Origin of the sequence: Streptococcus macacae NCTC 11558, assembly GCF_000187995.2 — a bacterium.
Classification (GTDB): Bacteria; Bacillota; Bacilli; order Lactobacillales; family Streptococcaceae; genus Streptococcus; species Streptococcus macacae.
Genome location: NZ_AEUW02000001.1, coordinates 1321073 through 1346012 on the forward strand (window position 1 = coordinate 1321073; position 24940 = coordinate 1346012).

Here is a 24940-nt window from a genome sequence, read left to right on the forward strand (position 1 = left end):
ATTAACATAACGATAAAGCAATAAAATAAAATGTCAATATTTTGAAATATTACCTGGTCGTTTTACAGTGTTAGCTGCTTATGGCTTCTGCATTAGACCATAAAATAGCAAGTTTTTTTGGCATGATACTGCTATTATATTCCAGAAAAATAGGCTCCAAATAACAGTGGAGCCTATTAAAAATTTCTTCAGCTAAATAGTAACATTACAACAACTCAGTTTTTTATTAGCAAAGTTTTTCTGTCTTAAAAGCGGCTGGATGATCCTGAACCGCGCCAAGATCTTCGAAACCAGCGAGCATAGCTTACAACTTGTTCATTTTCAAAAGCAGCAGCAAATCTTGCTATGTTCTCACTTCCTCCTTGGATAATAGCTAGATCAGCTGTATCCAATGCTTCAAATCGTTTCCAGGTTTCAGTTTGTATTTTCATAAAAAACTTACCTCACTTTAATTAGATTTATTAGCCTTTTTAGCTAATGATTTTATTGTATTCCTTTGTAAAAAAAGAGACAGGACTTTTGAAACCCAGCCTCTTCTTTTTATAAAATATTAGTTATAAGCTCCTTATTAACGTACTCTAAAAGGAACAATAACAGGCTTTGGAATGTAAAAAGATCCTATAGTTGCACCAACAATAGCACCTATTTCTGCCCAAGTCATACCGCCTTCTATCGTAGCTAACGTCTCTGTATCCATTGTTTCAAATTGATTGAATTTTTGTGTATTCATTAAAATATCTCCTTAATCATTTAATTTAATATCATGCAAGATTAACAGAATGATGCAATACCTACACCAGCTCCTGATATACCACCTATAATACCTCCCGATACATGGCCGATTATAGGTAAGGTCAACCCACCAGTGGTGCTGCCACCTAAAGCGCCTGTTCCAATCGTACCTGCTGTTCCGGCTACACATTTGAAACCTCTCCAGATACTGCCCCAGCCAAAACCACCTTCAACAGCGGCTAACATGTCTGTATCCATTGTTTCAAATTGATCCAACGCCTTTATTTCCATCATATAAATCCTCATTTCATCCATTTTGTCTGTTGCAACTGACACCTTCACTATAACAAGTTTTGTTTAAAATAAAGTAACAAATAATTGCAGAAAAACAACAAATATTTAATAAAGGATTAAAAAAGTAATATAACTTATGTCAATAATGATTAAGCTATTCAGTTAATAACAATAACTACAGCTATTCTAGGTTTACAAACAAAGAACAAATAAACAGTCTAAAAATTCCAAATTAAACTTTTCGCAGTCTTTTAGGCTGATTAATCCTAAATACCAAGAAGCTAGCCCAAAAATATTATAAAAACATTGTAACTTTCAAAAAAATAACATTATTATAACATTTCTCCTTAATGCCTTGATTATTAGCATTTACTTGATTATTATTAAATGTGTAAAATATAAAAATTTAAGGAGATATTTTTAATGAATACTTTAACTTTCGATCAATTTGACACTATGGATAATGAGGCTCTTTCTTCTGTTGAAGCTGGTGGTGTCATTTTAGGGGTAACTGGAGCAATAGCTGGTGGTGTCGGTGGCTTTTTCGCAGGAGGAGCAGCTGGAGGGGCTGTTGGAACAGTAACACTTCCTGTAGTTGGTACAATTGCAGGAGCCACAGCTGGAGCTATTGGCGGAGCTATAACTGGTGCTGCTACTCTCGGTATATCTGGGGCAAGTGTTAATACTTGGGGACCTTGGATTTAACTCTCTTGAGATGAAAGATTGATATTATGTTAACACCTAAATTTGCTTGGTTTGTTCTTGCCAGCTATCCTATTTTATTGCTTATCTCATTGCTATTGCCTATTAAGCATATCAAAGTGATCGTGTTTACAATACTACTGGCAGAAACCCTTTTAGTGATAGCCTTATATTTTAAAGGAAAATATTTCTCATAAAGTAGTAGGGTATCTACTTCAGTAAAATAAAAGGCACTTTAAAGCAAGAACTTGATTCTGGAGTAAGAAATCAAGTTCTTGCTTTTTTTATTTTGCTTTTTTCCAAAAGCGAAGGAATTCTAAAAATACAATTCCTAGAATATACCTTGCTGGAGCAAGCAGTGACTGCTTGGATATCCAAGCAACTGTCAGAGATGGGGGCAAAGCAGTCTGTGGACTGTTTTAGGTCAGCAGCTAAAAACTAAGACTTGCTGAAAAATCACATTTTTCGAATAATTAATTTTCGATCCCACTCTCATTTTAGATATTTTATACCCAAAAATGATAGAAGCTCTTGAATTTTATTAAAAATATATTATGATGTATGTAAATTATAAATTGGAGCTCGCAGTTATATTTTTAATATAACGTAACAGCAATATCGTAAACGGTAGTGATTTCATCTTAAATGGTTATTGACTAAATGATTTTAAGATTTGATAACATCTATTTACGGTTTTTTAAACTATTTGTGACAAAATTATAAGATAATAGAATTACAATTGTTATAATGAGAAAGGTAGAGGTTATGTTAGATTCCTTCAAATCTGCTTTACAGCAGTTCGCCGCCAGCATACGCTTTAAGTTCAAATCATTACGATCTTATAAATATGTTCCGCAGATAGACTCCAGGGATTGTGGGGTCGCTGCCTTGGCTTCCATCGCCAAATATTATGGCTCGGATTATTCATTAGCTCACTTGCGAGAACTGGCTAAAACCAACAAGGAAGGTACAACTGCACTGGGTATTGTGGAAGCGGCCAAAAAGATGAAATTTGAAACACGCGCTATTAAAGCCGATATGTCTCTCTTTGATGTAGAGGATATTCCTTATCCTTTTATCGTCCATATCGTCAAAGATGGCAAGTTGCAGCACTACTACGTTGTCTACGGTCAGGAAAAAGAAAAAGTAATCATTGGCGACCCTGATCCTACTGTTAAAATAACAAAAATGTCCAAATCGCAATTTGCAGAAGAATGGACAGGTGTTGCTATTTTTCTGGCACCTGAACCTAGTTATGAACCGCATAAAGACGAAAAGAATGGCTTATCTAGTTTTTTCCCTCTCATATTAAAGCAAAAAGCACTTCTTAGTTACATTATCATGGCCAGTTTAATGGTGACACTGATTGATATCGCAGGTTCCTATTATCTACAAGGTATTCTGGATGAATATATCCCTAATCAGCTCATTTCAACACTGGGTATTATCTCTATTGGCTTAATTATCACCTATATCATCCAACAGATGATGGAGTTTGCCAAAGGTTACTTACTGGTGGTCCTAAGTCAGCGTCTTGTTATTGATGTTATCCTTTCTTATATTAGACACATCTTTACCCTGCCGATGTCTTTTTTTGCTACAAGAAGAACAGGGGAAATTACCTCACGTTTCTCTGATGCTAATTCCATTATTGATGCCGTGGCTTCAACCATTTTTTCTATCTTTTTGGACCTTACCATGCTTATTTTAGTCGGCAGTGTCCTATTGATACAAAATGGCAACCTTTTCCTGCTTACACTCATTTCAATTCCTATCTATACAGTGATTATCTTTGTTTTCATGAAACCTTTTGAAAAAATGAATCAGGAAGTCATGCAGAGCAATTCGATGGTTTCTTCTGCCATCATTGAAGATATCAATGGTATTGAAACCATTAAATCTTTAACCAGTGAAACTGCCCGTTATCAAAATATTGACAGTGAATTTGTGGATTATTTGGACAAATCTTTCAAACTCCATAAATATGAAACGCTGCAAACATCACTTAAAAAAGGGGCTCAATTGATTCTCAACGTTGTCATTTTGTGGTGCGGTGCTCAATTGGTTATGGATGATAAAATATCGGTCGGCCAGCTCATTACTTATAATTCTTTATTAACCTACTTTTCTAATCCTATTGAAAATATTATCAACCTGCAAACCAAACTGCAGTCTGCCAGAGTGGCTAATAATCGTTTAAATGAAGTTTATCTTGTCGAATCAGAATTTAACGATACTGGAACTTTATCAGACAGTGACTTCCTTGCTGGAGATATTACTTTTGAAGACTTATCTTATAAGTATGGTTTTGGAAGAGACACTTTATCAGATATTAATTTAAGGATCAAAAAAAATGATAAAGTCAGTATCGTTGGTGTCAGCGGATCTGGAAAGACCACTCTAGCGAAAATGATTGTTCATTTTTATGACCCTTATAAGGGACATATTCGAATTAATGGCAATGACTTAAAAACAATTGACAAAACCACTTTGCGGCAATATATCAATTATCTGCCGCAGCAGGCTTATATCTTTAGTGGAACTATCTTTGAAAACCTAACATTAGGAGCTAAAGAAGGCATTAGTCAGGCAGATGTTCTAAAGGCTTGTGAAATTGCTGAAATTCGCTCAGATATTGAACAAATGCCTATGGGCTATCAAACAGAACTCTCTGACGGAGCCGGTCTATCAGGCGGACAAAAACAGCGGGTTGCTTTAGCACGTGCACTTTTAACAAAGTCTCCTGTTTTAATTCTTGATGAAGCTACCAGCAGTCTTGATGTCCTTACTGAGAAAAAAATTATGGATAACCTGCTGCAGATGGCAGACAAGACTGTTATCTTTGTTGCTCATAGACTCAGTATCTCTCAGCGGACCAATAGAGTTATTGTTATGGATAAAGGAAAAATTATTGAAGAAGGTACACATAGTGAACTTATTGCAGCAAATGGTTTTTATCATCACTTATTTAACAAATAGAAAGGCATGCAGATGAACCCAAATTTATTTAAAAGCGCTGAATTCTACCGAAGACGCTATCATAATTTTGCTACAGTTCTTATTATTCCTTTGGTTTGTTTACTTGTATTTTTATTTATCTTTCTATTATTTGCTAAAAAAGAGGTCACTGTCTTATCTAATGGCGAGATCTCTCCCCTTAAAGTAATTGATGTTATTCAATCTAAAAGCGACTATCCCATTTCTGAAAATAATTTAACAGATAATCGCGCCGTTAAAAAAGGGGATGTTCTCATCCAATATGTTAATCCAGCAGCAAATACAAGACAGGGCGGAAATAATCAGAATCAATCTCAAAACAAGCAAAATAAGAATCAGCAGCAAAACAATAAGAATCAAAAGAACGGCAATCAAGGTCAAAAAAATCAAAATCAGAACCAAAATAAAAAGGATCAGAAAAACAATAACCAATCTCAGCAAAACAAGCAAGGACAAAAGAAAACTAATCAATCCCAAAATCAGCAGAATAAGAATCAAAATAAAAACCAATCTCAAAACAAACAAAATGGGAATCAAAACCAAAATAACTGGAATCAGAATAATCAAAATGATAAAGTCACAGCCAGCCAAGATGGTGTTATCCATACCAACCCCAAATATGAAGGTGAAAACTTAATTCCTCGGGGGACTGAAATCGCACAGCTCTATCCAGATATTAACAAAACAAGACAAGTTCTGATCACTTATTACGTCTCCTCTAAAGATGTCACCCGCCTCAAACAAGGCCAAAAGACTCGTCTTGCTTTAACCAAGGTAGGAAATGATCAAATTTCCATTAGAGGAAAAATTAATAGTATCGCTTCAGCTGCTACAACGACGAAAAAAGGCAATGTCTTTAAAGTGACAGCTAAAGCAAAAGTTTCTAAAAAAGACAGCCAAACCATTAAATACGGCCTCCAAGGTAAAACCATCACAGTTGTTGAAAAAAAGACTTTCTTTGATTATTATAAAGATAAACTGTTAAATAAAAATCAAAAATAAAAAAACTAGGTTTTTAGCCTTTACCAAAAGTAACTCTTAATTAGTGAGTGCCAAAGCTAAAAGCATTTCATACCTTGCGAAAGTCAAAATCAAATGCATCAGTGTTGTCTTAACCTGCCTCAGGGCAGCCTGCAGCTAGCTTCTTGGTTTACTTTTTGATTTTTCATTGAGTTATTGATTAAAGATGACATAACTTATCTTACATATAAAAAACGGGGCTTTTGAACGCTCCGTTTTTTATATGTAAGATAAGTTTTATTATTTTTCTGCTACATTAAAACCTAGCCACTCTCTTGGATCAAGAGAAATAACATTTTCTTTTCTTTGATAAAAAGCACCGCCAACAATAGCCATCAACTCAGTTTCTGTCAATGTCTTTACATGATTTTTTGAATAATTCATCACATACCTCCTTCTATAAAGCTATTATACCCTAATAAGTTTATAAATGGATAAATTTACTGTTATTTATTCTAAAAAATATTCGAAAATATTCCCACCCATGGCTAATATAAAGGCTATAACAGCTATATATTTTGAAATAGGCCACAATAACCAACCTAGAAAAAAAGCAAGGGGTGTAAGAATAATGACTATTATTAGCTTCTTTGTTGTTTTCATTTTTAACTCAAACCATCCTGACTCATACAAGATCTGCTTATCTATTACTAAATAAAACTGTTATTGAATCTTTCAAATTTTTAATTTTGCTAAAGCATCATAAAGAAAAGATAAAAATGCTGTGATAGCCTTAGTCACTAGTTTTTTATCTGCTTCTTCATCTGTCATTTGTGATGAATCTGATTTTTGGCTTGCTGAAACAGCAGATTGTGCTGATTTTTGGCGAGGTGCAGGTCCTCCGCTCCCTGGAACAGTTTTTACTTGCTCAGTAGGATTAGTGGTGTTTTCTTTATCAGCAATAGGAGTATCTTTAAGAGCAGACGTCTGATTTCCAGATTTCAATTCTTCTTTATGATTGCTATTGCTGTATAACTTGTTGTAAAGCTCTTTTGAAGGGATACCGCTTCCTACCCAACCTGAAACTAACTGACCTTTATCAATAAACAAAGTCATTGGAGTCGCAAAAATCCCTACTTTATTCTTGAGAAATTCCTTAGCTGCTATAGTGAAGTCATCTCTGTCCGTATTATAATAATAAAGCTGAGAACCGGTCAAACCGTTAAATTCTTTCAAAATTGGAGAAAAGTCCCGGCAATAGTGACAAGTCGGACGGCCAATATATAAGGTATAGCTGTTTTCTGTGTCATCAAACATGTGGTAAACATCAGCCATGCTCACCGCTTTAAAATGAGAGACATTGGCTTCATATTTTTCCGTTGAAATACTTTCTGCTGCTGTATTTTGATTCTCCGAGGATTGCTCAGCTGAGGTATTAGCAGCAGCTTCCCCTTGAGATAACGGAGACTTTTCATTTTCTGCAGTTTGATCAGATGTCTTTGGTGGGGTTTGCTGTTCAGTATTGTCACCACCATCATTTTCCTTCTGCTCCTCTTTGTTTTCAGAAGAGGATAAGGCTGAAGCAGTCGTTTCTGTTGTTGACACTGTTTCTTTATTAACAGTAGTAGTGTCACTGCTTTGTACTTCTGTCGTTACAGCAGGTGTGCTCATTTCCGTTTTTTCCAAGTTTTCTCCTTGAGATACATCCTCTGCAAAAGCTGCACCGCCTGCTAATAATAGTATTGAGGTGGACAATAATAATATGGATTTGCTAAATTTCATTCTTGATCATTTTCCTTTCATATAGCTATTAAATTTATTTTTTCGAAGTGTACCAACTGCATTCTACGTTTATGCTCAATAAAAATCAAAAGCAAATGAGGAAGCTTACTAAAGGTAGGCTGACGTCATTTGAAGAGTATCAGGACTCTGGTTTAGTTCTTGCCAGGCAAATGCCATCTGCCAAATATTACTTGACGTTAACAGAACCTTAATCCCTAAGAAATGATTATCAAGGCAGAAAGAACAATTAGATATTTTCTCATAACTAGACACTCCTTTTACAGTTATTTATTGATTAGCCAACTGACAAGATTTAGTATAGCACTCTATTTTTGAAATAGAGCAAAATTCCCTGAATGGTAGCTATTTTAGCCTGAATGGTTAAAAAAGGAAGCTCTCGAAAGAGAGTTTCCACTATTACTATCACACTGTTATTGGAAGGTTTAGGATAGTACCAGCCTATTTATTTTTTTTATCTCGAGATGATTTCCGATACAAAATCGCAAAAACAAGGCCAATAAGGATACCAAAAAGAAAAGGATCTTCCATAATACTCACCACCAATAAGTAACTCCATCACTAGCAGCACCTAGACCAGCTGCAGCCGCAGCTGCAAGCAGACTACTTTTTATTCCAAATACTATAGGCCAAACCAATGGCTAGACCAATCAAAAGGCATAGTATATTAGATATAGGCATATTAATCACCACCAACTTTTGCATCCTTGTATAACCAATTAATCTTTTTCTGCGTACGAATATGGATAACATTAACTGAAAGGGCTATTCTTTTTCAGAATCCACCATAGATAAACTAGCTAGTATCCATATCTAATATTTGATAAATCTCTCAATTTCTTTAATTGACTAGACTGATGATTTGATAAAAGAATACCATTTTCTGTCACTATACGGGAAATGTCAACATTCATTCGGCTTAATATAAATGGGATTGAAATTTTTGGATTTTTTACTTCTTCCTTATACTGAAATAATATATTTTGCAAAGGCTGACTATTTCTATCTTCCTTTAGCTCACCTAATAATGCTTCAATGATCACTACTGCCTGCTCTTTTCTAGTTTTACCATCTGAAAACCATTTCAGTTTAGCCATTAAATAACTCCTCCTGAGTGCCAGCCAGCTTTGCCATCAGTAGCCCAATTCATTGCTGAATTATTTAGGATAGTTGTAATAGCTGTTCCCCAGTCCGTTGTACATCCTTTTTTAGTGCAAGTAACCCCATTTCCATAGTAAGTTCCACCTTCAATAATTGAAAGGGCTTCCTTATCCATTACTTCAAATTGTTCAAATACTGGTGTATTCATAGTATAGTACTTCTTTTTCTTTTTAATGTTTTATCTGCTTGGCTAACCGATGATATTACCCCAATTTTCAAACCATACCCGCCTGTATCACGACTGGTCGTTATTTTGCCATGAGCAGGACAAACAGCTACAATGGCTGTTTATCCTAAACTCTAGAATACTGAGTAGTGTACAGTAACTATTTTTTATCTGTTATTTTACAATACAAATCTACCTTTTCTTCCAAAATTTTACTACTAGACCAGCTAAATACAGTAATATACCAATAATTGCAAGCGCTATTTACCATAAATAATTTGAAGTCATTAAAACTGCGGTACCTAGAAACAGGACTATCAACGTACATAGAACGGTGATATTTTCCCATTTGTATAAATACCTTTACTCTATAAATGTTATTATAAGCTCAAATAAGTAATAGCTAAATAATATCATGAATAAAACAACAATAAACGAATAAAATTGCTTATCATTGAACCATTTTCTTTTTTTTAAATAAACTGAAATTAATAAAAAGAAGAAAAAGATAATAACTTTAATAATGAGTTCCATAGAAGTTAGTTATAGTCCTAGAAAAAAGATTCTACAACACCTACTGCGCATCCTGCTGCCATGCCAGCAGGTCCGCCCCATACCCCAAGCAAGGCATCGCCAGCACAATAGCCCGCAGCTTTGAAAATTCCAGACTTCCCTCCTTCAATTTGTGATAATTCATCTTCAGTCAAACTTTTATAGTCCATATAATCATTTTTAAGCATAAGATACCTCCTAGAAAAATCGAGAACTTAATTGTCCACCAACACATTTCAACCCACCTGCAATAACACCAACATGAGCTCCAACAAATGCTCCAACCGGTCCGCCAGCTAAGGCACCTCCAGCGGTTCCACTAGCAACTCCAGTCACAAAATCTCCAGTACAGTTATATCCACCTTCAACAACAGAAAGCGCTTCATTATCCATTACGTCAAATTGTTCAAATACTTGTGTATTCATAGTATAATACCTCTTTTTCTTTTTAATGTTTTGTCTGCTTGGCCAACCGACAAGTAAAATATTTTACACTATTATCTTACCATTTTAATTTACGGTTTTTGAAAATTCGTAAATATGAAAATAATAAAAAAAATAATTTGCATATTTGCGAATAATCTGCTTGTCCAATCTCGCAAATATAATAAGTGCTTTTAGCTACTGCCTTATTATCCTAAAGATAATCGCTTGACTGAGCTAAAAAAGCTAACCTTTGCTAAGAAGAACAGTAGCTATTTTGCCCTGAATGGTAACAAAAATAGAGTTTAGAACAAAAATAATCTCAAGCTCCCTTTCCTCCACCATCAATTCTGGAAAACATATCTATTCTTCGCATTTCATTTCCCTCGTAAACATTTACTCAACGACGAAGAAGAACTTACGGTTCGTTTCTAATGATGGTCATTAGAAATGCTTATTTCTAATATTTTCAATTTCCAAATCTACTAAGGTACCTATAGCAATTAAAAACATAAGCACAAGATACACATCAATAAAATGAGCTTGAGTCGTTATACTGGTGTAAAGATTTATGGCAGCCATAGCGATAAAGCCAAGCGTATAAATCACTAATGTTTCCTTTTTTTCATAAAGGCGAGTGGTTTTAACAGATTGCTTATTTTTTCTAACTTTTCCAGAAATCCATTCTGCTAGCACACAAAGGAATATTATAAATATAAAAATAAGGCTAGGGTCAATAAAATGCATTCCTTTTTTTAGACTTATATACCCCTTCATAAGCGTAATGGCGATAAAAACACAGGTAACTACAATTAGCTCCTTTTTTCTTTCCCGCAGATGATTAACAGTAGTAAACGGTTCATCTCTTTTCATTAGTATCCTCTTTTTGTTTCTATTTTTATACACATATTTGGCCATAACATCAATATATTTAAGACATAACAACTAAAAACAAAGGGAAAGCTAGCCTCTCCCTTTATCTTATCTATTAAATAAACTAACCACCAATCACATAACCCCAATATCCACTATATGCACCTGCACCCGCTGCACAAGCTGCTACTACCCAGGGGCCTCCTAAAGAACAGGCTTTCGCTCCTTCCACAGCACCCATTGCAGCTGATATTACTGCATTTCCCAACCTACGATCTCCTCCGGTAATTGAAGATAATTCTATATTTTTTAGTTCAGTAAATTTTTGATTAATATTTTTCATTGTTAAACTTCCTCCTACTTATGTTTTAAAGTCTTTGCTATAACATTATTGGAGCAAAGAACATAGCCGATGGTATAAACTGTTATAAAAACGTGTATATAAAAGAAAATAGAAAAATGAGATTCATGGTTGATAACAATCATACTGATTACAATGATAGCTAGAGTAATCATAACTAATGCTGTTTTTTTAATAAATTTACCAAATAATTGAAAGGTTTCTCTAAGATTGATATTTGAATGTTCTTTTCGACATAAATAGTGAATTAATAACTCAAGTAAATTACTTCCAATAACCAAAACAGCTATTTTCTTTATTGAAATATCCAATACAATACCAGAGAACTCAATTAACAAATCAGAAAGTGACAAAGCTACAACTATTCTAGTGATATTTTCCTTCATTTCACTACCTCTTTATGGATTAAACGGAAGTTGCGATCGCCCATGCTCCCGTACACCACTGGGAACCTAATATACCTCCAGCCCAAGTTCCTGCTCCAGGAGCAATCAAACTACCAATAGCAAGCTCCACTAGCTGTACAAATAGCACCTGCACGAGCTAGATCACCAGCCGATATTTTGCTTCCACCTTCAACAGCGGCAAGCTCTTGAGCATTCATTACTTCAAACTTTTCAATTGTCATTGTATCACAACAAACTCTTTTTTCTTTTTTAGTATTTTTGTCTGCTTGATCAACCGACAAGTAAAATATTTTACACTATTATCTTACCACTTTAATTTACGGTTTTTAATAATTCGTAAATATGAAAATAATAAAAAAATAATTTGCATATTTACGAATAGTCTACTTGTCCAATCTCGAAAATATGATAAGTGCTTTTAGCTGTTACTTTGTTATCATAAAGATAGCCACTTGACTAAGCGAAAAAGACTAATATTTGCTAAGAAGAACAGTAGCTATTTTGCCCTGAACCGTCATTTTTCTCTCATTTACAGCAAAGATAATGTTGCTCCCTGTAACTAAAAAAACACGTTAATCAGCACAACAAAAAACCTCTCTCTAAAATTCAGTTTAAGAGAAAGGTTCCTTTACTTATACATCTTTTAACAAAGAAAAATACAGAAAGAATTTTGAACTTTGCCAATTCTTCTGCGTCTTCCAATAAAACATAACGGTTCCTGCTATTTTCTTCTTCTTGCGATTAAGTGAATAGGGGTTCCTTCAAATACAAAAGCCTTACGAATTTGATTTTCTAAAAAGCGCAGGTAGGAAAAGTGCATCAGCTCTTCTTCATTGACAAAAATAACAAAGGTTGGCGGCTTGACTGATACTTGAGTGGCATAAAAAATCTTCAGCCGTTTCCCCTTATCTGTCGGTGTTGGGTTAACTGCAACAGCATCCATAATCACTTCGTTTAAAACAGCCGAAGGAATGCGGGTGTTTTGACTTTGACTGATTTGCTTAATCATATCCGGCAGCTTATGAAGACGCTGTTTCGTAAGAGCTGATACAAAAACAATCGGTGCATAGGGAATATATTGAAACTGCTCACGAATATCGGTCTCCCACTGAGCCATTGTATGATTGTCTTTTTTAATAGTATCCCATTTGTTAACAAGGATAACAATTCCCTTACCAGCTTCATGGGCAAATCCAGCTATACGCTTATCATACTCACGAATTCCTTCTTCAGCATTTATTACCATTAGGACAATATCAGAACGATCAATAGCCCGCTTAGCACGCATCACTGAATATTTTTCTGTATTTTCATAGACTTTACCTGATTTACGCATACCTGCAGTATCAATCATCGTAAATTCCTGCCCCTGTGCATCTGTGAAAGTCGTATCAATAGCATCACGTGTAGTCCCTGCTAGCGGTGATGCAATCACGCGCTCTTCACCAAGAATAGCATTAATGAGACTTGATTTACCGACATTGGGACGTCCAATCAAACTAAACTTAATCCTATCTGGATTTTCTTCTTCTGTCTGTATTGGCAGACTTTCTATAATCTTGTCCAAGAGATCTCCTGTACCAATACCGTGTACAGAAGAAACAGGATAAGGATCTCCAAGGCCCAAAGCATAAAAATCATAGATATCATTACGCATTTCAGGATTATCTACCTTATTAACGGCTAAAATAACAGGTTTATGTGTACGGTAAAGAATCTTTGCCACATATTCATCTGCATCTGTCACGCCTTCTTTAGCAGATACCACAAAAACAATGACATCAGCCTCTGTTATCGCAATATCAGCTTGATGCTTAATTTGCTCCATAAAAGGCGCATCAACATCATCAATGCCCCCTGTATCAATGATTGAAAATTGGCGATTAAGCCAGTTGGCATTAGCATAAATACGATCGCGCGTGACCCCTTCAACGTCTTCAACAATAGAAATACGTTCACCAGCAATACGATTAAAAAGCATGGATTTGCCAACATTAGGACGTCCAACAATAGCAACAGTTGGTAAAGACATTATCTCTCCTTTTATCTTCTATTTTCACCTTCTAAGTGAATCTCCTTAGCTAAATAGCGAATACGCTCCAGCACCCGTTTAGCTTGCCAGCTTTCATCACTTCCCTTTATATTAGCTAATTTAGCTTCTAAATCTTTAAAACTATAATTAGATGTGAAAAAGGTTGGCAGCTCTTCTAACATCCGATATTGCAGAATAACCTGCAAAACTTCATCACGAATCCAAGAGGTACTTTGTTCAGCACCAATATCATCAAGAATGAGAATATCAGTCTTCTTAACAGCATCAATCTCTTCTTTAACCGTTCCTGTATTGATAGCATTTTTGACATCAATCGCAAAGCTTGGAAAATGCAAGAGTGTGGTCTTTGCTTCTCTTTTCTTTGACAGTTCATAAGCCATGGCTGCCATTAGATAAGACTTGCCAATTCCCATATCACCATAAAGATATAGCCCTTTTTGCCCAGGGCTTGGATAATGCTCCACGAAATCAGCTATCATTTTAAACACATCTAGACGCTTGACATCATCAAGATTGATATCATCAAAAGAGATATTTTTATAAGAACGCGGTAAACTAATCACATTAATACGATCTGAAACAGCTTGTTTCTTTTGAGCTTCTTTTAATTCTTTGGTTTCTAAATAAGAAACATCAGCATAGCCTTCATTCATAACCAAGAGAGGCTGGTATCCTTTAGCAACATAGGCTTGATCCTTACTTTCAAAACGTTCACGCTCCAAAAGGTACTGATTAAACTTAGGCAGACTTATCTGAACTTGTTCCTGTGTTAAGTGATGGGCAGCAATAAAATCAATAATAGCCTGATCAGACAGAATTGCCTGAATCATCTCTTGATTAGTGTATTTGGAGTGAGTATTCTTTCTTGATAGGGTTTGACCGATTTTTTCCATCTACTCATCATCCTTTCTTAGTCTTGCGAGTGTTTGGCGTTTGATTTCATCCAGACGGCTTTGTTCTTCAGCTGTTGTCTCATTCTTATAGTCTTGATTGCTCCAAGCAGGTATATTGCTTTTTGCTTTTTTTCTGCTGTGATGCTGCTCTTGTTTGCGACGTTCAGTAAAAGAGCGCATCTTTTCAACAGCCTGCTCAGCAGAAGCAACTTTCTGATAGGAAAAATCATTAGCTATTTTCATCAGATAAGAGCGATTTAAATTGGCTGAATTTGTCTTGTTGATCGTATACAAAACCATAACATTGATAACTTCATCCAAAAAATGCATCTCTGCTAAATCTAACAAGAGTTGACGTTCATCCCTTGTAATAGCTGCATGCCTTGCCTTTTTGATCTTAGCCAGAAAAAGTTCAGGATTATCCGCCTTTGCTTCTTTGATAACAACCGTTTCTTCCTTAGAAAATGAAGATAGCTTCCCGATGGATTTTCCTTCCTGCTCTTTTTTGCTTACCATTCGTTTGGTTGCTATTTTATCCTTATAAGCTGTTTCTTTAGCCAGCAGATAAGTATCATACCAAGTTAAGTGATATTTTTCAGAAATAATATAAAGAGCGACAACATCTTTTTGCTCATTAGAAAACTGCAAACCATCTCTTCGCATCAGGCTTTTAAAACTCTCTAAATCAAAGTCTGTCTTACTTCCCAGCGATGCAGATACAACTCTCACCTCACTGTCCATTGTAAAGACATCTGAAAACTGCTGAGAGCGATCAACTGCTTCTTTTGGAAGCTGTAAATCCAAATGTTCCACAGCTACCTGACCGATCTTTTGTTCTAAAAGACTGCGGTAAACAGCGTTTTTAAGAAAGGTTTGCCCGCTTAAAGGAGCTAGTATCTTGATAAAATACTTTCCAGTCTTCTCATAAATGGCAATAAGATCCATTGCTGACAAAAGAGATAAGGATTGCTCCAAACGTGCCATCCCAAACTGGACATGATTAAGGATTTCACTAAATTTATGCCTCTTCTCACCATTATCAAAAAAGCTTATAAAATACTGATACAAGCTAGCAGCATCATTGCCAATTATTGGCAAATAAAATCTAATTAAACTAACTGTGTCAGGGCTTTGAAAATTTTGGCGAATATAGGAAAATTCATCAATCGGTTTCATCTACTTTACTCTTTTTCTTACTTCTCACACGATTTGTGATTTGCTGCAGTAAATCTTCGATTTCATCAACATCCTTGAAACTACGGTAAACACTGGCAAAACGGACATATGTAATCTCATCAAGCTCAGCTAATTCATCCATAACAAGATTCCCAATGACTTCACTGGATACTTCACTATCGTAGTCACTGCGAATTTTTTGCTCAATATCATTTACTACTCTTTCAATAGCACTGCTGGATACAGGACGTTTTTGAGCACTTCTGATAATACCATTAAAGATTTTATCACGTGAAAACTGCTCTCTGGTTCCATCTTTTTTTACCACTAAAAGAGGAAGCTCTTCAATTCTTTCAAAAGTCGTAAAGCGTGTATGGCAGTTTTCACATTCACGGCGGCGTCTGATGGTGTTTCCTTCTTCAGCTTGACGGCTATCAACAACACTTGATTTAAGATAACTACATTTTGGACAACGCATGAAAACTCCTCGCTTTTTAGATTTGATTAATACTTTATTCTACCACAAATCAAATGATAAAAAAAGCATACAAATTGCTTTTTCCTGTATGCTTACTCTTTGATTATTTATCACGAATGACATAGCCCATACCGCGGACAGTCTGAACATAGCTTTCTTTTCCAGGAACATCAATTTTCCCGCGCAGATAACGAATATAGACATCAACAACATTTGTCTCTGCTTCTTGATCGTATTTCCAGACATGTGCCAGCAACTCTTCTCTGGTCATTACTTGATTGATATTTTCCATCAAAACACTCAAAAGATCAAACTCTCGTTTCGTCAATGGAATAGTTTCTCCATTTCGAATAGCTGCTCTATTGTGTACATCAAGCTGTAAATCCCGATAGGTTCCATCTGGCTTAGTGACATATTTAGCTTTTTCAATATCCTGCCGCCGAAAAATAGCACGTACACGTGCTAGTAATTCCTCAATAGCAAATGGTTTCACAATATAGCCATCAGCACCACGATCCAACCCTGTTACGATATCCATAACAGAATCACGGGCCGTTACCATAATCACATATGTTGTTTTCTCCAGCTGCAGGCGGCGCGTTACCTCATAGCCGTCCATCTCCGGCAGCATCAAATCCAAAAGGATTAGATCATAATCTTTTTCAAGAGCTTTATTTAGTCCTGATCGGCCGTCATGTTCAACTTCGACCTCATAACCTTCGTGCTGCAGTTCCAAGGAAACAAATTTTGCTAAATTCTTTTCGTCTTCAATAATTAAAATACTTTTTGCCATACCCTCTCCATTTCATTTTAATGTAACCCTCATTTTTCAAATAGTTTTACAATCAAAGTATTATTTCCGTATAACAGTGGCATTACAGTCATGTAACGCCAAACATTTCTATTATACATGATGGAATAAACCTTTACTAATATAGGAATTCCCCTCTTTTTAAAAAAAAACTTTTTTTATTTTTAGTATTTTTAAAATCCCATCATTTTTTTCATTATACTATTTCTATTTTCTTTTTTCAATGAATATGCAACTTTTATTAAGTATTTTCTAAGAAAAAAATTTGAATTATCGAATAATTGGAATCTTTAAATTTATTTTCTGGCACCTTTTGATGCTTGTAAATCACTCATCAAAAAAGTCAGTCAAAGCTGCAAAGGGACTGTTTTCTGCCTTCTTTTCTTTTTGCATGCTTTGATATTGCTCTTCACTGAGAAGATTCCAATTTTGGCCCGATGGCAGCTTCTCAGCAGCTTTTTCATCTGCTGTTAAGACTTTTAAAGGAATATTAAGCAAAATATTATCCATAATACTTTCTTCTAAATCAATCGCATCATCTTCAAGAACTAAAACCAAATCATCTTCTACTAATTCTTGCTTTTCTTCGGCCTCACTGGCTTCAATAAAAACTTCGTGAACAGGCAGGCTGTTTTCTAATACAACAGCCTCTAACGATCGGCTTGAAGGCAGTGTAATAGTATAGTCAAGCTGATAATTCAAAAGATAGAAGCCATCATCATACTGAAGCTTTCCCTTTGCTGTGACATCATCAAGTGCTAGTACTTGGGAACTTCTCTCCATCAGTTTTGACTCAAGTGATAAGTTTTCATTAAATGAAATACCTTCCGGTATTTTTTTAATATCATTAATATTAAACATTGATTTTCTCCTCTCGATTTTGCAAGTATGTTGCTTTGGGGATTATTAACTGCTATGGTTATTTGTGATTTGATTGTGGTGTAAATGCTGAAAGTCCGAATGGTCACATTCAACAGCTGATTCAACAATATTGTAACGATGAAAAAGATGATGAACTTGATCTTTAATAAGCGCTTCATTTGCCTCAGTCTCTACCATAACATGGATCATAGCGACATGCCGGCGGCCGTCAAAAGACCAAACATTAAACTGAGCAATCCCCTTAATCTGGTCTATAGTAAGAATTTGTGCCTCTATATCTTCCAGATTTAAATTAGCTGGACGTTTTTCCAGAAAGATCTCCAAATTTCTTATAAATTTAGGTAAAGCCTGACTAAGAATAAAGAGAGCAATTAAGATAGATAAAAGCGGATCCAAAAAATACCAGTCAGTAAAGCGCAGAATAATAGAAACAAAGATGACAGCCAGCCAGCCTAAGATATCCTCTAAGAAATGCAGACTCAAAATAGACTCTTGCTCTGAGCTATCCTTATGTAATACACGGCTAGCTAAAAAATTAATAATGACCGCCACAATTCCTAATCCTAGCATACCGTTATAGTTAACAGGCTCTGGATTTTGGATTTTACCAACATTTTCCACTAAAACAATAATAGATCCTGTAATTAAAATAACTGAGGTTAAAATAGCACCTAGAAGGCTAAAACGCATATAGCCTAAAGTATACTTTTGATCACTTTTTTTCTGAGATAATCTTTCAAAATAATAAGAAAAACCAATAGCTAAAGCGTCCCCTGTATCATGAACAGCATCAGCAACAATAGCACTGGAATTAAAAAGAGATCCAAAAATAAATTCAATCAGAGCAAAACCAAAATTAGCTAAAAATGCAATAAAAATAGGTCTGCTGCTTGTTTGTCCTGTAGAATGTTGATGGGGCATATATTTCTCCTTTACTAGTTTTTGATTTATTTTAACATCAGCATAACAACCCTGTCAAAGTTTACAAAAACAAAGCAAGAGAGTGTCATAATTTTAATGACACTCTCTTGCTTTAATTTTACATTTGTTCCAGACGTTTAATCCTGTCTGCTATAGGAGGATGAGTGAAAAAGAGATGCTTCATACTTGATTTTTTCTGCGGATCATTAATATAAAGGGCTGCACTGGCATCATCAACATGATGCGCCATTGGCTGTGACTGTTCTAATTTTTGCAAAGCCTTAATCATTCCTTGCGGATTCCGAGTCAACTCAACAGAGCTGGCATCTGCCAAGTACTCACGCTGGCGGGAGATCGCTAGCTGAACTAAACTTGCTGCCAAAGGAGCTAGAATAATAGCTAAAATAGAAAAAATCAATAAGATAATCTGCAGATAGCCTCCACCTTCGCTATTATTAGAACGGCGGGATCTGCCGCCTCCAAACCACATCATGCGGCCGCCAATGCTAGCAATCAAAGTTACAGCACTGGCAAGAGCTACAGCGATTGTAGAAATACGGATATCATAATTACGAATGTGACTGACTTCGTGTCCTATAACACCTTCCAGCTCTTCTCGATTCATAATAGCGAGCAGGCCTGTTGTTGCTGCTACTGCAGCATTTTTAGGACTTGAACCAGTTGCAAAAGCATTGAGTGAAGGATCATCAATAACGAAAACTCGAGGCATAGGAATCTGTGCCACCATAGCCATATCTTCAACAATATGATAATACTCTGGCATATCTTCAACGGTAATCTCTTGAGCATTATTCATAGACATCACAATATTAGTCGATTGAAAAATCATGCTAAAAGCATAGATAAAACCAATTATCAAAGCTATAATGATACCGCCTACTAAACTGTCTAACCACAGATAGCCAACTGCCCCACCAATAGCTGCTAAAAGGAAAAAGAAAACAAATAAAAGAAGAATCGTTCTTCTTTTATTGCTGGCAATTTGATTAAACAACATAGCCTTCTCCTAAGCCATATCCCCAAAGTCAACTTTAGGAACTGTTTTTTCTTCCTCAGGAGTTTCCAAAAATTCCTTCACTTTAAAGCCAAATAAACCGGCAATTAAGTTGCTAGGGAAAGTTTCTAGCTTAACATTATAATTAGCTGTTGTGGAATTAAAGAGCTGTCGGGAATAAGAAATTTTATTTTCCGTATTGGTCAACTCATCCTGCAGTTTAATAAAATTTTGATTTGCTTTTAAATCAGGGTAATTTTCTGCAACTGCTAAAATACTAGCCATTTGTCTGCCTAAAGCATCACTTGCTTGCATGGCTTCATTTGGCGTACTAGCATTAGCGACTTGACTGCGCAGTTCCGTAACCTTTTCTAAAGTACTTTCTTCATACTTGGCATAGCCTTTTACTGTCTCAATTAAGTTGGGAATAAGGTCATTTCGACGTTTTAATTGAACATCAATTTGGCTCCAAGCTTCTTGCGTCTGCATACGACTTCTAACCAGACTGTTGTAGCCAATGATGACCCATATAACAAGAAGAGCTATAATAATTAAAATAACCCACATAAACATTTTTTGTTCTCCTTAAAATAAAATCCTTTTTTCCATTATATCAGAAAAAAGAGAAATGTGTTAGAATAAATTAATGATCAGTAAGGAGAAGCTATGACCCCTGAAGAATTTTACAAGGCGCTAAAAAAATATGATATTATCTTATCTCATCATCAAAAACAACAGTTTCACCTTTATTTTGAACTGTTAGTAGAATGGAATAAGAAAATGAACTTAACAGCTATTACAAAAGAAAAAGAAGTTTATCTTAAGCATTTTTATGACTCGCTTGCTCCTGTTTTAACAGGTTATATCCCTAATGAACCCTTAACTATTTTAGACATTGGAGCAGGGGCTGGCTTTCCTAGCCTGCCTATGAAAATTATCTGCCCTCAGCTGAAGATAACGATTATTGACTCACTGAACAAACGTATCCTGTTTCTTAAAGCATTGGCAGAGGCATTAGAGCTTACTGATGTTTATTTTTATCATGGCAGAGCAGAAGACTTTGGGCATAACCAGCATTTCCGTGCCCAATTTGATATCGTAACAGCCCGTGCTGTGGCTCGCATACAGGTTTTATCTGAGCTGACTATCCCATTTTTAAAAGTCGGCGGACAGCTTTTAGCCCTTAAGGCAAGTGCTGCAAGCGAAGAATTAGAAGCTGCCAAAAACGCTCTTAGACTTCTTTTCAGCCGAGTTTCTAAAAGTTACAACTATCACTTGCCAAATGGCGATGAAAGAAATCTCATCATTATCAGTAAAAAGAAAGAGACTCCTAATCAATATCCCCGCAAAGCAGGAATACCAAATAAGAAACCTCTCTAAAATAGTTATATAAAATGATTAAAAAGTCATTGTGCTTTCAATAATTTCGCAAAAAAAGTCTGGGAAATAATCCCAAGCTCTCAGATTGAAGAGAAAGTCTTCTTTTGAGACTTTCCTTGGGTGTACAGACGGCAGCCGCCTCCTTTGAAATTCCATATCTAAAATTTGAGCTTAAGGTCTCAAATCTTCCGAAGCAGCAGAAACAGTCATGTTTCTGCTGCTTGCTGCTTTCACCTTTTGGTTTTTAGGTTCAAATCCTTAACAGTCCAGTTTATCCCTTACACTGCAAGCGATAGCAAAAAGAGATTTCTGCCGAAACATGATGGCGTCCTATTTCATTTTCGATATCGTTATTTAAATCCATGTCTATAGTTAAAGGCATTGGCTTCAATTTCTTCAATGGTATCTGGAAACTGCTGCACTAAACGAGCATTCAGCAGTTTAGGAATACTTTGCTTTGGGTTTAACTCTCCAATTTCCAAAGCTTGGCGAATATATTCACGAATATGCCAATACTGTTTACCGTCCTCAACCAGCACTCGTTTAAATTTCTTAGGTCTGTTAAAAACTAATCGAAATAAAGTAACAAACACTATTAATCCTATAAGTGCATTATAGCTTAGAAGAGGAATAAAAGGTATTATCAAAATGGCAAACAATAACGCTGTTAACCATGGATGCCATTTCATAAATTTAAGCAATGTTTCTCCCTTGAAATTTTGGGTTAAATGTAAAATATCCTTTTGCAATTCTGAAAAATTGAGAACTGTTGCTTTCTCCGGAAAAGGATAAGGCCTACTTTGCAGACGGCCATCTACTTCTAAGCGGCACAAATCTTCACGCACAATGATATCGTATAATCTTGAGCGATACTCATTATACTGCCTAAGTCTTTTATCTTCAACAATTACAAGCGTCTTTTGTACTCCTAATTCAGCAGCTGCACTTCCCAAAGTAAGGCCTGCTCCAATTTTTAGACTATCCGTAAATAATCCCATTTCTTCTCCCTATGTATTTTTCTCCTATATAAATTCAAGACTTATCCTAACACCATAGATAACAAAACAAATAGGCAAAGCTATCTTGTGAGCTTTGTCTATAGTGATACTTTTGCACATCCAATATGTAAATAGCTAAGCGCTTGACCTTTTAATATATAGCTTTAGCAAGAGCTTTCGCTTCCACTCATAAACTATTTTATCACAAATTTCATTATCGTAGACTAAATTTTTTAACTTTTAGTTTTGAAGAAAAACAAACCTATAGAAGAAAGTCATTAAACAGCTTATAAATAGAGACAGAAGATCATTTATAAATCATTAGAATAACAAAATCCTTTTATGTTTATGAAAGATATTCTTTCTCATCTTAAAGCCAGGGATTATAAAAACGTCCCTTATTTAAAGAAATGAGATAAAAGCTTACTAATAAGAAGAAGACAGCAAGAAACATTGTTATCATATCTCCTTTATGAAAGGTTTGAAAACTGTACCATGATCTTTTTTTATTTTTTCCAAAACGGCGAAGCTCCATAGCCGTTGATATAGTGTCAATCTTTTCTAATGAACTAAAAATTAAAGGGATAACAATCTGAAGATTTCCTTTAATGCGCTGCCTTAAGGCTGCTTTTCTAGATAGCTCAATACCTCTAGCTTCCTGAGACATTCTTATCATGTAAAATTCTTCTTGAACATCTGGTATATAGCGCAGCGTCAGGCTCACTGAATAAGCTGTTTTATAGGGTATTCCTATCTGATTGAGGCTGGAAGCAAACTGACTTGGATGAGTCGTTATAAGAAAGATAACTGCCAAAGGAACTGTACAAAAGTACTTAATAATAAGATTAAAAAGGTAAAAGAGTTCTTGGCTGCTTAGATAAAAGCGTCCCCAACCTTGAAAAATAATAGTTTTTACCCCATATATTTTCTCGCCATAGGAAGGAGCAAAGAAATAGACCACTAAAACATTAATAAAAGCAAAAACAATGACTAAGAAAAAAATAAAGGAGACTTCTTTAAATTTGATATTGGCGGCTTTAAATAACAATAGAGAGAAAACGGCAATGGTAAGGGTAAAACGCGTATCATAGGTTGTCATACAGGCGATAGACACTAAAATGAAAAATATCAATTTAGAGGCACCAGACAGCTGATAAAGAAAACTATCGCCTGGGCGAAAGCCAATTAATCTATTCGTCATTGCTTTCCTCTCTTTCCATGAATATAAAAATCCGTTAAAGCGGCAGAGCTTATCTTTAGCTTTTCAGCTAATTGAAAAATACTCGTTGTTTTCAGGTGAGCCCGCTCAAGAAGTTCTTTATTTCCCAAAACCTCAATAGGACTCTTGTCAGCGATCACTTTCCCATCTGCAATCACAAGGGAGCGATCAGAATATTCCATCATCAACTGCATATCATGAGTGATCATGATAATCGTATGACCAGCTTTTTGCAGCTGATTCAAAAAGTTCATAATTTCTGTATAATGACGCTGATCCTGTCCAGCTGTTGGCTCATCCAACAAAATAATCTCAGGATTCAAAACTAAAATAGAAGCAATAGTCACTCGTTTTTTCTGTCCAAAAGAAAGTGCAGAAACTGGCCACTTACGAAAAGCATATAAGCCACATGTCCTCAAAGTCTCATGCACTCTTTCTTTAATCATTTTTTCATCAAACCCACGCAAACGCAGCCCCAGAGCTACTTCATCAAAAATCATGGTCTGGCTGATCATTTGATTAGGATTTTGCAAAACATAGCCAATCCGTTCGGCTCGCTCTCTGACAGTATCTTCTTTAATGGACTGATTATGATAGTAAATGTCTCCGTCTGCTGTAATAAATTGGCACATGGCCTTAGCTAACGTTGACTTCCCTGCTCCATTTTTTCCAACGATTGAAATACGTTCCCCTTTACCGATTATTAAAGAAATATCTTTCAAAATAGGGCTGCCTTTAGTATAAGAAAAGGTCACATTTTTTAAAGTAAGTAAGTCAGAATAATCATGGCTAAGCTTTTGATAAGGTCCTATTGTCTTTGTCTGCAATCCTGATAAATCAAGTTGGGACAGTTGGCTTAAGTGCTGCTGCTTGTCAAGTTTAAATCCTAAATCACGTAAAATACTAATATAAAGCGGTTCGCGAATGCCATTTTCAGCCAAGAGAGAGGTCTGCAGCAGACTGTCTGGATCACCATCAAAGAGAATTTCTCCTTCATTAATTAAAATAACCTGATCAACGCAGCGGTATAAAACATCTTCGAGCCGATGTTCAATAATAATCGTTGTAGCCTGATTATCTTTATGTATACGGTCAATTAAATCTATCGTATCCTGCCCTGATTTGGGATCTAAATTAGCTAGAGGTTCATCAAAAAGCAAAATCGGACTTTCGTCGACTAAAACACCTGCCAGACTAACACGCTGCTTCTGACCGCCTGAGAGATCCTGAGGCCGCTGCTGTAACAGATCGACTAAGTCTAATTTCTCCGCCCAAAAATGAACTTTTTCTCTCATCTTCGTTTGACTCAGGCAATCATTTTCCAAAGCAAAAGCGATGTCTTCAGCCACTGTTAAGCCGATAAATTGACTGTCTGGATCCTGTAAAACAGTGCTGACAAGCTCAGATTTATCATAGACAGAACGTTCAAAAACCTCCTGCCCTCCAATAGTCAGCTGACCCGACTTTGTCCCTTTATAAATATTAGGAATAATACCATTTAGGCATTGTCCAAGAGTAGATTTCCCAGATCCTGATGGACCTATAATAAGTACTTTATTTCCCTTTTTAATATTTAAATTAATATGTTTCAGAGTTGACTCACTCTGTGCATTGTACTTAAACGTAAAGTTTTCAAATGTAATAAAATCTGTCATATCGTTCTCTCATTTACCTAGTACCTAGGGA

General features: G+C 35.6%; 29 protein-coding genes. 4 read left to right on the plus strand and 25 right to left on the minus strand.

The annotated features are described in order from the left end of the window. Window positions 1–245: 245 nt before the first annotated feature. The 3 genes from STRMA_RS06325 to STRMA_RS06335 all read right to left on the minus strand — a co-directional run bounded on the left by STRMA_RS06325 (window position 246) and on the right by STRMA_RS06335 (window position 1026). Window positions 246–431 (minus strand): ComC/BlpC family leader-containing pheromone/bacteriocin, encoded by a 186-nt coding sequence (locus STRMA_RS06325; protein ID WP_002276162.1) that lies wholly within the window; start codon window positions 429–431, stop codon window positions 246–248. Between the two features lie 137 nt (window positions 432–568). Beyond that, entirely contained in the window at window positions 569–730 is a 162-nt protein-coding gene (locus STRMA_RS06330) for a Blp family class II bacteriocin (protein WP_003078564.1), read from the minus strand. A 41-nt stretch (window positions 731–771) separates the two neighbouring features. Continuing rightward, window positions 772–1026, minus strand: coding sequence for a Blp family class II bacteriocin (locus STRMA_RS06335; RefSeq protein ID WP_050584916.1), 255 nt, complete (start codon window positions 1024–1026; stop codon window positions 772–774). A 423-nt stretch (window positions 1027–1449) separates the two neighbouring features. Here STRMA_RS06335 and STRMA_RS06340 point away from each other — a divergent pair, with 423 nt between their 5' ends. The 3 genes from STRMA_RS06340 (at window position 1450) to STRMA_RS06350 (ending at window position 5727) form a co-directional block, all read left to right on the plus strand. Then, the gene (locus STRMA_RS06340) at window positions 1450–1731 is read left to right on the plus strand and encodes a hypothetical protein (protein WP_003078881.1); all 282 of its coding nucleotides are present in this window, start codon (window positions 1450–1452) and stop codon (window positions 1729–1731) included. A 744-nt stretch (window positions 1732–2475) separates the two neighbouring features. Then, window positions 2476–4707 carry a peptide cleavage/export ABC transporter gene (locus STRMA_RS06345; RefSeq protein ID WP_115277017.1) on the plus strand — a complete coding sequence of 744 codons (2232 nt, stop codon included), beginning with the start codon at window positions 2476–2478 and terminating at the stop codon, window positions 4705–4707. Between the two features lie 12 nt (window positions 4708–4719). Further along, on the plus strand, window positions 4720–5727 hold the full coding sequence (locus tag STRMA_RS06350) for an HlyD family efflux transporter periplasmic adaptor subunit (RefSeq protein ID WP_003080055.1): 1008 nt from the start codon (window positions 4720–4722) through the stop codon (window positions 5725–5727). 258 nt (window positions 5728–5985) lie between these two features. Here the strand turns inward: STRMA_RS06350 and STRMA_RS09525 are convergent, their stop codons facing one another. The 19 genes from STRMA_RS09525 to STRMA_RS06440 form a co-directional block, all read right to left on the minus strand. Further along, the gene (locus tag STRMA_RS09525) at window positions 5986–6129 is read right to left on the minus strand and encodes a bacteriocin (RefSeq protein WP_003078833.1); all 144 of its coding nucleotides are present in this window, start codon (window positions 6127–6129) and stop codon (window positions 5986–5988) included. 291 nt (window positions 6130–6420) lie between these two features. Next, on the minus strand, window positions 6421–7467 hold the full coding sequence (locus tag STRMA_RS09675; protein WP_003080585.1) for a thiol reductase thioredoxin: 1047 nt from the start codon (window positions 7465–7467) through the stop codon (window positions 6421–6423). 818 nt (window positions 7468–8285) lie between these two features. Then, window positions 8286–8582 (minus strand): bacteriocin immunity protein, encoded by a 297-nt coding sequence (locus STRMA_RS06360; protein WP_003080053.1) that lies wholly within the window; start codon window positions 8580–8582, stop codon window positions 8286–8288. Then, window positions 8582–8794 carry a leucocin A/sakacin P family class II bacteriocin gene (locus STRMA_RS06365; protein ID WP_003079955.1) on the minus strand — a complete coding sequence of 71 codons (213 nt, stop codon included), beginning with the start codon at window positions 8792–8794 and terminating at the stop codon, window positions 8582–8584. The genes STRMA_RS06360 and STRMA_RS06365 overlap by 1 nt, the downstream gene beginning before the upstream one ends. Window positions 8795–9363: 569 nt before the next feature. Next, window positions 9364–9552 carry a Blp family class II bacteriocin gene (locus STRMA_RS06370; RefSeq protein ID WP_003079001.1) on the minus strand — a complete coding sequence of 63 codons (189 nt, stop codon included), beginning with the start codon at window positions 9550–9552 and terminating at the stop codon, window positions 9364–9366. Window positions 9553–9562: 10 nt separating this feature from the next. After that, window positions 9563–9790: a Blp family class II bacteriocin gene (locus STRMA_RS06375; RefSeq protein ID WP_003081384.1), complete on the minus strand. Its 228-nt coding sequence runs from the start codon at window positions 9788–9790 to the stop codon at window positions 9563–9565. A 441-nt stretch (window positions 9791–10231) separates the two neighbouring features. Beyond that, complete coding sequence (locus STRMA_RS06380) at window positions 10232–10660, minus strand: hypothetical protein (protein ID WP_003078653.1); 429 nt, start codon at window positions 10658–10660, stop codon at window positions 10232–10234. Between the two features lie 124 nt (window positions 10661–10784). Continuing rightward, on the minus strand, window positions 10785–11003 hold the full coding sequence (locus tag STRMA_RS06385) for a Blp family class II bacteriocin (RefSeq protein ID WP_003080892.1): 219 nt from the start codon (window positions 11001–11003) through the stop codon (window positions 10785–10787). A gap of 14 nt (window positions 11004–11017) precedes the next feature. Beyond that, complete coding sequence (locus STRMA_RS06390; protein WP_003082063.1) at window positions 11018–11407, minus strand: hypothetical protein; 390 nt, start codon at window positions 11405–11407, stop codon at window positions 11018–11020. 110 nt (window positions 11408–11517) lie between these two features. Further along, window positions 11518–11709 (minus strand): Blp family class II bacteriocin, encoded by a 192-nt coding sequence (locus tag STRMA_RS09900; protein WP_234943959.1) that lies wholly within the window; start codon window positions 11707–11709, stop codon window positions 11518–11520. Between the two features lie 440 nt (window positions 11710–12149). Beyond that, the gene (gene der, locus STRMA_RS06400; protein ID WP_003079681.1) at window positions 12150–13460 is read right to left on the minus strand and encodes a ribosome biogenesis GTPase Der; all 1311 of its coding nucleotides are present in this window, start codon (window positions 13458–13460) and stop codon (window positions 12150–12152) included. Between the two features lie 11 nt (window positions 13461–13471). Further along, the gene (gene dnaI, locus STRMA_RS06405; protein WP_003080396.1) at window positions 13472–14374 is read right to left on the minus strand and encodes a primosomal protein DnaI; all 903 of its coding nucleotides are present in this window, start codon (window positions 14372–14374) and stop codon (window positions 13472–13474) included. Beyond that, window positions 14375–15550 carry a DnaD domain protein gene (locus STRMA_RS06410; RefSeq protein ID WP_003078553.1) on the minus strand — a complete coding sequence of 392 codons (1176 nt, stop codon included), beginning with the start codon at window positions 15548–15550 and terminating at the stop codon, window positions 14375–14377. Further along, window positions 15537–16028, minus strand: a complete 492-nt coding sequence (gene nrdR / locus STRMA_RS06415) for a transcriptional regulator NrdR (RefSeq protein WP_003079923.1) — start codon at window positions 16026–16028, stop codon at window positions 15537–15539. Before nrdR ends, STRMA_RS06410 begins: the two co-directional genes overlap by 14 nt. A gap of 103 nt (window positions 16029–16131) precedes the next feature. Then, complete coding sequence (locus STRMA_RS06420; RefSeq protein WP_003082300.1) at window positions 16132–16821, minus strand: response regulator transcription factor; 690 nt, start codon at window positions 16819–16821, stop codon at window positions 16132–16134. Between the two features lie 345 nt (window positions 16822–17166). Then, window positions 17167–17700, minus strand: a complete 534-nt coding sequence (locus tag STRMA_RS06425) for a YceD family protein (RefSeq protein ID WP_003081737.1) — start codon at window positions 17698–17700, stop codon at window positions 17167–17169. A gap of 45 nt (window positions 17701–17745) precedes the next feature. Beyond that, window positions 17746–18642 carry a cation diffusion facilitator family transporter gene (locus STRMA_RS06430; RefSeq protein ID WP_003080387.1) on the minus strand — a complete coding sequence of 299 codons (897 nt, stop codon included), beginning with the start codon at window positions 18640–18642 and terminating at the stop codon, window positions 17746–17748. A 118-nt stretch (window positions 18643–18760) separates the two neighbouring features. Beyond that, on the minus strand, window positions 18761–19660 hold the full coding sequence (gene htpX / locus STRMA_RS06435) for a zinc metalloprotease HtpX (RefSeq protein WP_003082219.1): 900 nt from the start codon (window positions 19658–19660) through the stop codon (window positions 18761–18763). A 9-nt stretch (window positions 19661–19669) separates the two neighbouring features. Next, window positions 19670–20230 carry a LemA family protein gene (locus tag STRMA_RS06440; protein WP_003078840.1) on the minus strand — a complete coding sequence of 187 codons (561 nt, stop codon included), beginning with the start codon at window positions 20228–20230 and terminating at the stop codon, window positions 19670–19672. Between the two features lie 93 nt (window positions 20231–20323). Between STRMA_RS06440 and rsmG the strand changes: the two genes are divergently transcribed. Beyond that, window positions 20324–21037 carry a 16S rRNA (guanine(527)-N(7))-methyltransferase RsmG gene (rsmG, locus tag STRMA_RS06445; protein WP_003080553.1) on the plus strand — a complete coding sequence of 238 codons (714 nt, stop codon included), beginning with the start codon at window positions 20324–20326 and terminating at the stop codon, window positions 21035–21037. A 350-nt stretch (window positions 21038–21387) separates the two neighbouring features. Here the strand turns inward: rsmG and STRMA_RS06450 are convergent, their stop codons facing one another. From STRMA_RS06450 to STRMA_RS06460, 3 genes are all read right to left on the minus strand, one after another. Beyond that, entirely contained in the window at window positions 21388–22035 is a 648-nt protein-coding gene (locus tag STRMA_RS06450; protein WP_003079226.1) for a hypothetical protein, read from the minus strand. 370 nt (window positions 22036–22405) lie between these two features. Beyond that, window positions 22406–23236 carry an energy-coupling factor transporter transmembrane component T family protein gene (locus STRMA_RS06455; RefSeq protein WP_003080666.1) on the minus strand — a complete coding sequence of 277 codons (831 nt, stop codon included), beginning with the start codon at window positions 23234–23236 and terminating at the stop codon, window positions 22406–22408. Further along, window positions 23233–24909: an ABC transporter ATP-binding protein gene (locus STRMA_RS06460; protein ID WP_003079379.1), complete on the minus strand. Its 1677-nt coding sequence runs from the start codon at window positions 24907–24909 to the stop codon at window positions 23233–23235. Before STRMA_RS06460 ends, STRMA_RS06455 begins: the two co-directional genes overlap by 4 nt. Window positions 24910–24940: the final 31 nt, after the last annotated feature.

What these genes read in the sequence shown, in the direction of transcription:
- der (WP_003079681.1), bottom strand. Translation starts at nt 13,460, where the DNA reads ATGTCTTTACCAACTGTTGCTATTGTTGGACGTCCTAATGTTGGCAAA.
- STRMA_RS06390 (WP_003082063.1), bottom strand. Translation starts at nt 11,407, where the DNA reads ATGAAGGAAAATATCACTAGAATAGTTGTAGCTTTGTCACTTTCTGAT.
- STRMA_RS06325 (WP_002276162.1), bottom strand. Translation starts at nt 431, where the DNA reads ATGAAAATACAAACTGAAACCTGGAAACGATTTGAAGCATTGGATACA.
- STRMA_RS06460 (WP_003079379.1), bottom strand. Translation starts at nt 24,909, where the DNA reads ATGACAGATTTTATTACATTTGAAAACTTTACGTTTAAGTACAATGCA.
- STRMA_RS06360 (WP_003080053.1), bottom strand. Translation starts at nt 8,582, where the DNA reads ATGGCTAAACTGAAATGGTTTTCAGATGGTAAAACTAGAAAAGAGCAG.
- rsmG (WP_003080553.1), top strand. Translation starts at nt 20,324, where the DNA reads ATGACCCCTGAAGAATTTTACAAGGCGCTAAAAAAATATGATATTATC.
- STRMA_RS06425 (WP_003081737.1), bottom strand. Translation starts at nt 17,700, where the DNA reads ATGTTTAATATTAATGATATTAAAAAAATACCGGAAGGTATTTCATTT.
- STRMA_RS06385 (WP_003080892.1), bottom strand. Translation starts at nt 11,003, where the DNA reads ATGAAAAATATTAATCAAAAATTTACTGAACTAAAAAATATAGAATTA.
- STRMA_RS09525 (WP_003078833.1), bottom strand. Translation starts at nt 6,129, where the DNA reads ATGAATTATTCAAAAAATCATGTAAAGACATTGACAGAAACTGAGTTG.
- STRMA_RS06345 (WP_115277017.1), top strand. Translation starts at nt 2,476, where the DNA reads ATGAGAAAGGTAGAGGTTATGTTAGATTCCTTCAAATCTGCTTTACAG.
- dnaI (WP_003080396.1), bottom strand. Translation starts at nt 14,374, where the DNA reads ATGGAAAAAATCGGTCAAACCCTATCAAGAAAGAATACTCACTCCAAA.
- STRMA_RS06455 (WP_003080666.1), bottom strand. Translation starts at nt 23,236, where the DNA reads ATGACGAATAGATTAATTGGCTTTCGCCCAGGCGATAGTTTTCTTTAT.
- STRMA_RS06440 (WP_003078840.1), bottom strand. Translation starts at nt 20,230, where the DNA reads ATGTTTATGTGGGTTATTTTAATTATTATAGCTCTTCTTGTTATATGG.
- STRMA_RS06450 (WP_003079226.1), bottom strand. Translation starts at nt 22,035, where the DNA reads ATGGGATTATTTACGGATAGTCTAAAAATTGGAGCAGGCCTTACTTTG.
- STRMA_RS06370 (WP_003079001.1), bottom strand. Translation starts at nt 9,552, where the DNA reads ATGCTTAAAAATGATTATATGGACTATAAAAGTTTGACTGAAGATGAA.
- STRMA_RS06430 (WP_003080387.1), bottom strand. Translation starts at nt 18,642, where the DNA reads ATGCCCCATCAACATTCTACAGGACAAACAAGCAGCAGACCTATTTTT.
- STRMA_RS09675 (WP_003080585.1), bottom strand. Translation starts at nt 7,467, where the DNA reads ATGAAATTTAGCAAATCCATATTATTATTGTCCACCTCAATACTATTA.
- STRMA_RS06410 (WP_003078553.1), bottom strand. Translation starts at nt 15,550, where the DNA reads ATGAAACCGATTGATGAATTTTCCTATATTCGCCAAAATTTTCAAAGC.
- STRMA_RS06335 (WP_050584916.1), bottom strand. Translation starts at nt 1,026, where the DNA reads ATGATGGAAATAAAGGCGTTGGATCAATTTGAAACAATGGATACAGAC.
- STRMA_RS06380 (WP_003078653.1), bottom strand. Translation starts at nt 10,660, where the DNA reads ATGAAAAGAGATGAACCGTTTACTACTGTTAATCATCTGCGGGAAAGA.
- STRMA_RS06375 (WP_003081384.1), bottom strand. Translation starts at nt 9,790, where the DNA reads ATGAATACACAAGTATTTGAACAATTTGACGTAATGGATAATGAAGCG.
- STRMA_RS06330 (WP_003078564.1), bottom strand. Translation starts at nt 730, where the DNA reads ATGAATACACAAAAATTCAATCAATTTGAAACAATGGATACAGAGACG.
- nrdR (WP_003079923.1), bottom strand. Translation starts at nt 16,028, where the DNA reads ATGCGTTGTCCAAAATGTAGTTATCTTAAATCAAGTGTTGTTGATAGC.
- STRMA_RS06365 (WP_003079955.1), bottom strand. Translation starts at nt 8,794, where the DNA reads ATGAATACACCAGTATTTGAACAATTTGAAGTAATGGATAAGGAAGCC.
- STRMA_RS06340 (WP_003078881.1), top strand. Translation starts at nt 1,450, where the DNA reads ATGAATACTTTAACTTTCGATCAATTTGACACTATGGATAATGAGGCT.
- STRMA_RS06420 (WP_003082300.1), bottom strand. Translation starts at nt 16,821, where the DNA reads ATGGCAAAAAGTATTTTAATTATTGAAGACGAAAAGAATTTAGCAAAA.
- STRMA_RS06350 (WP_003080055.1), top strand. Translation starts at nt 4,720, where the DNA reads ATGAACCCAAATTTATTTAAAAGCGCTGAATTCTACCGAAGACGCTAT.
- htpX (WP_003082219.1), bottom strand. Translation starts at nt 19,660, where the DNA reads ATGTTGTTTAATCAAATTGCCAGCAATAAAAGAAGAACGATTCTTCTT.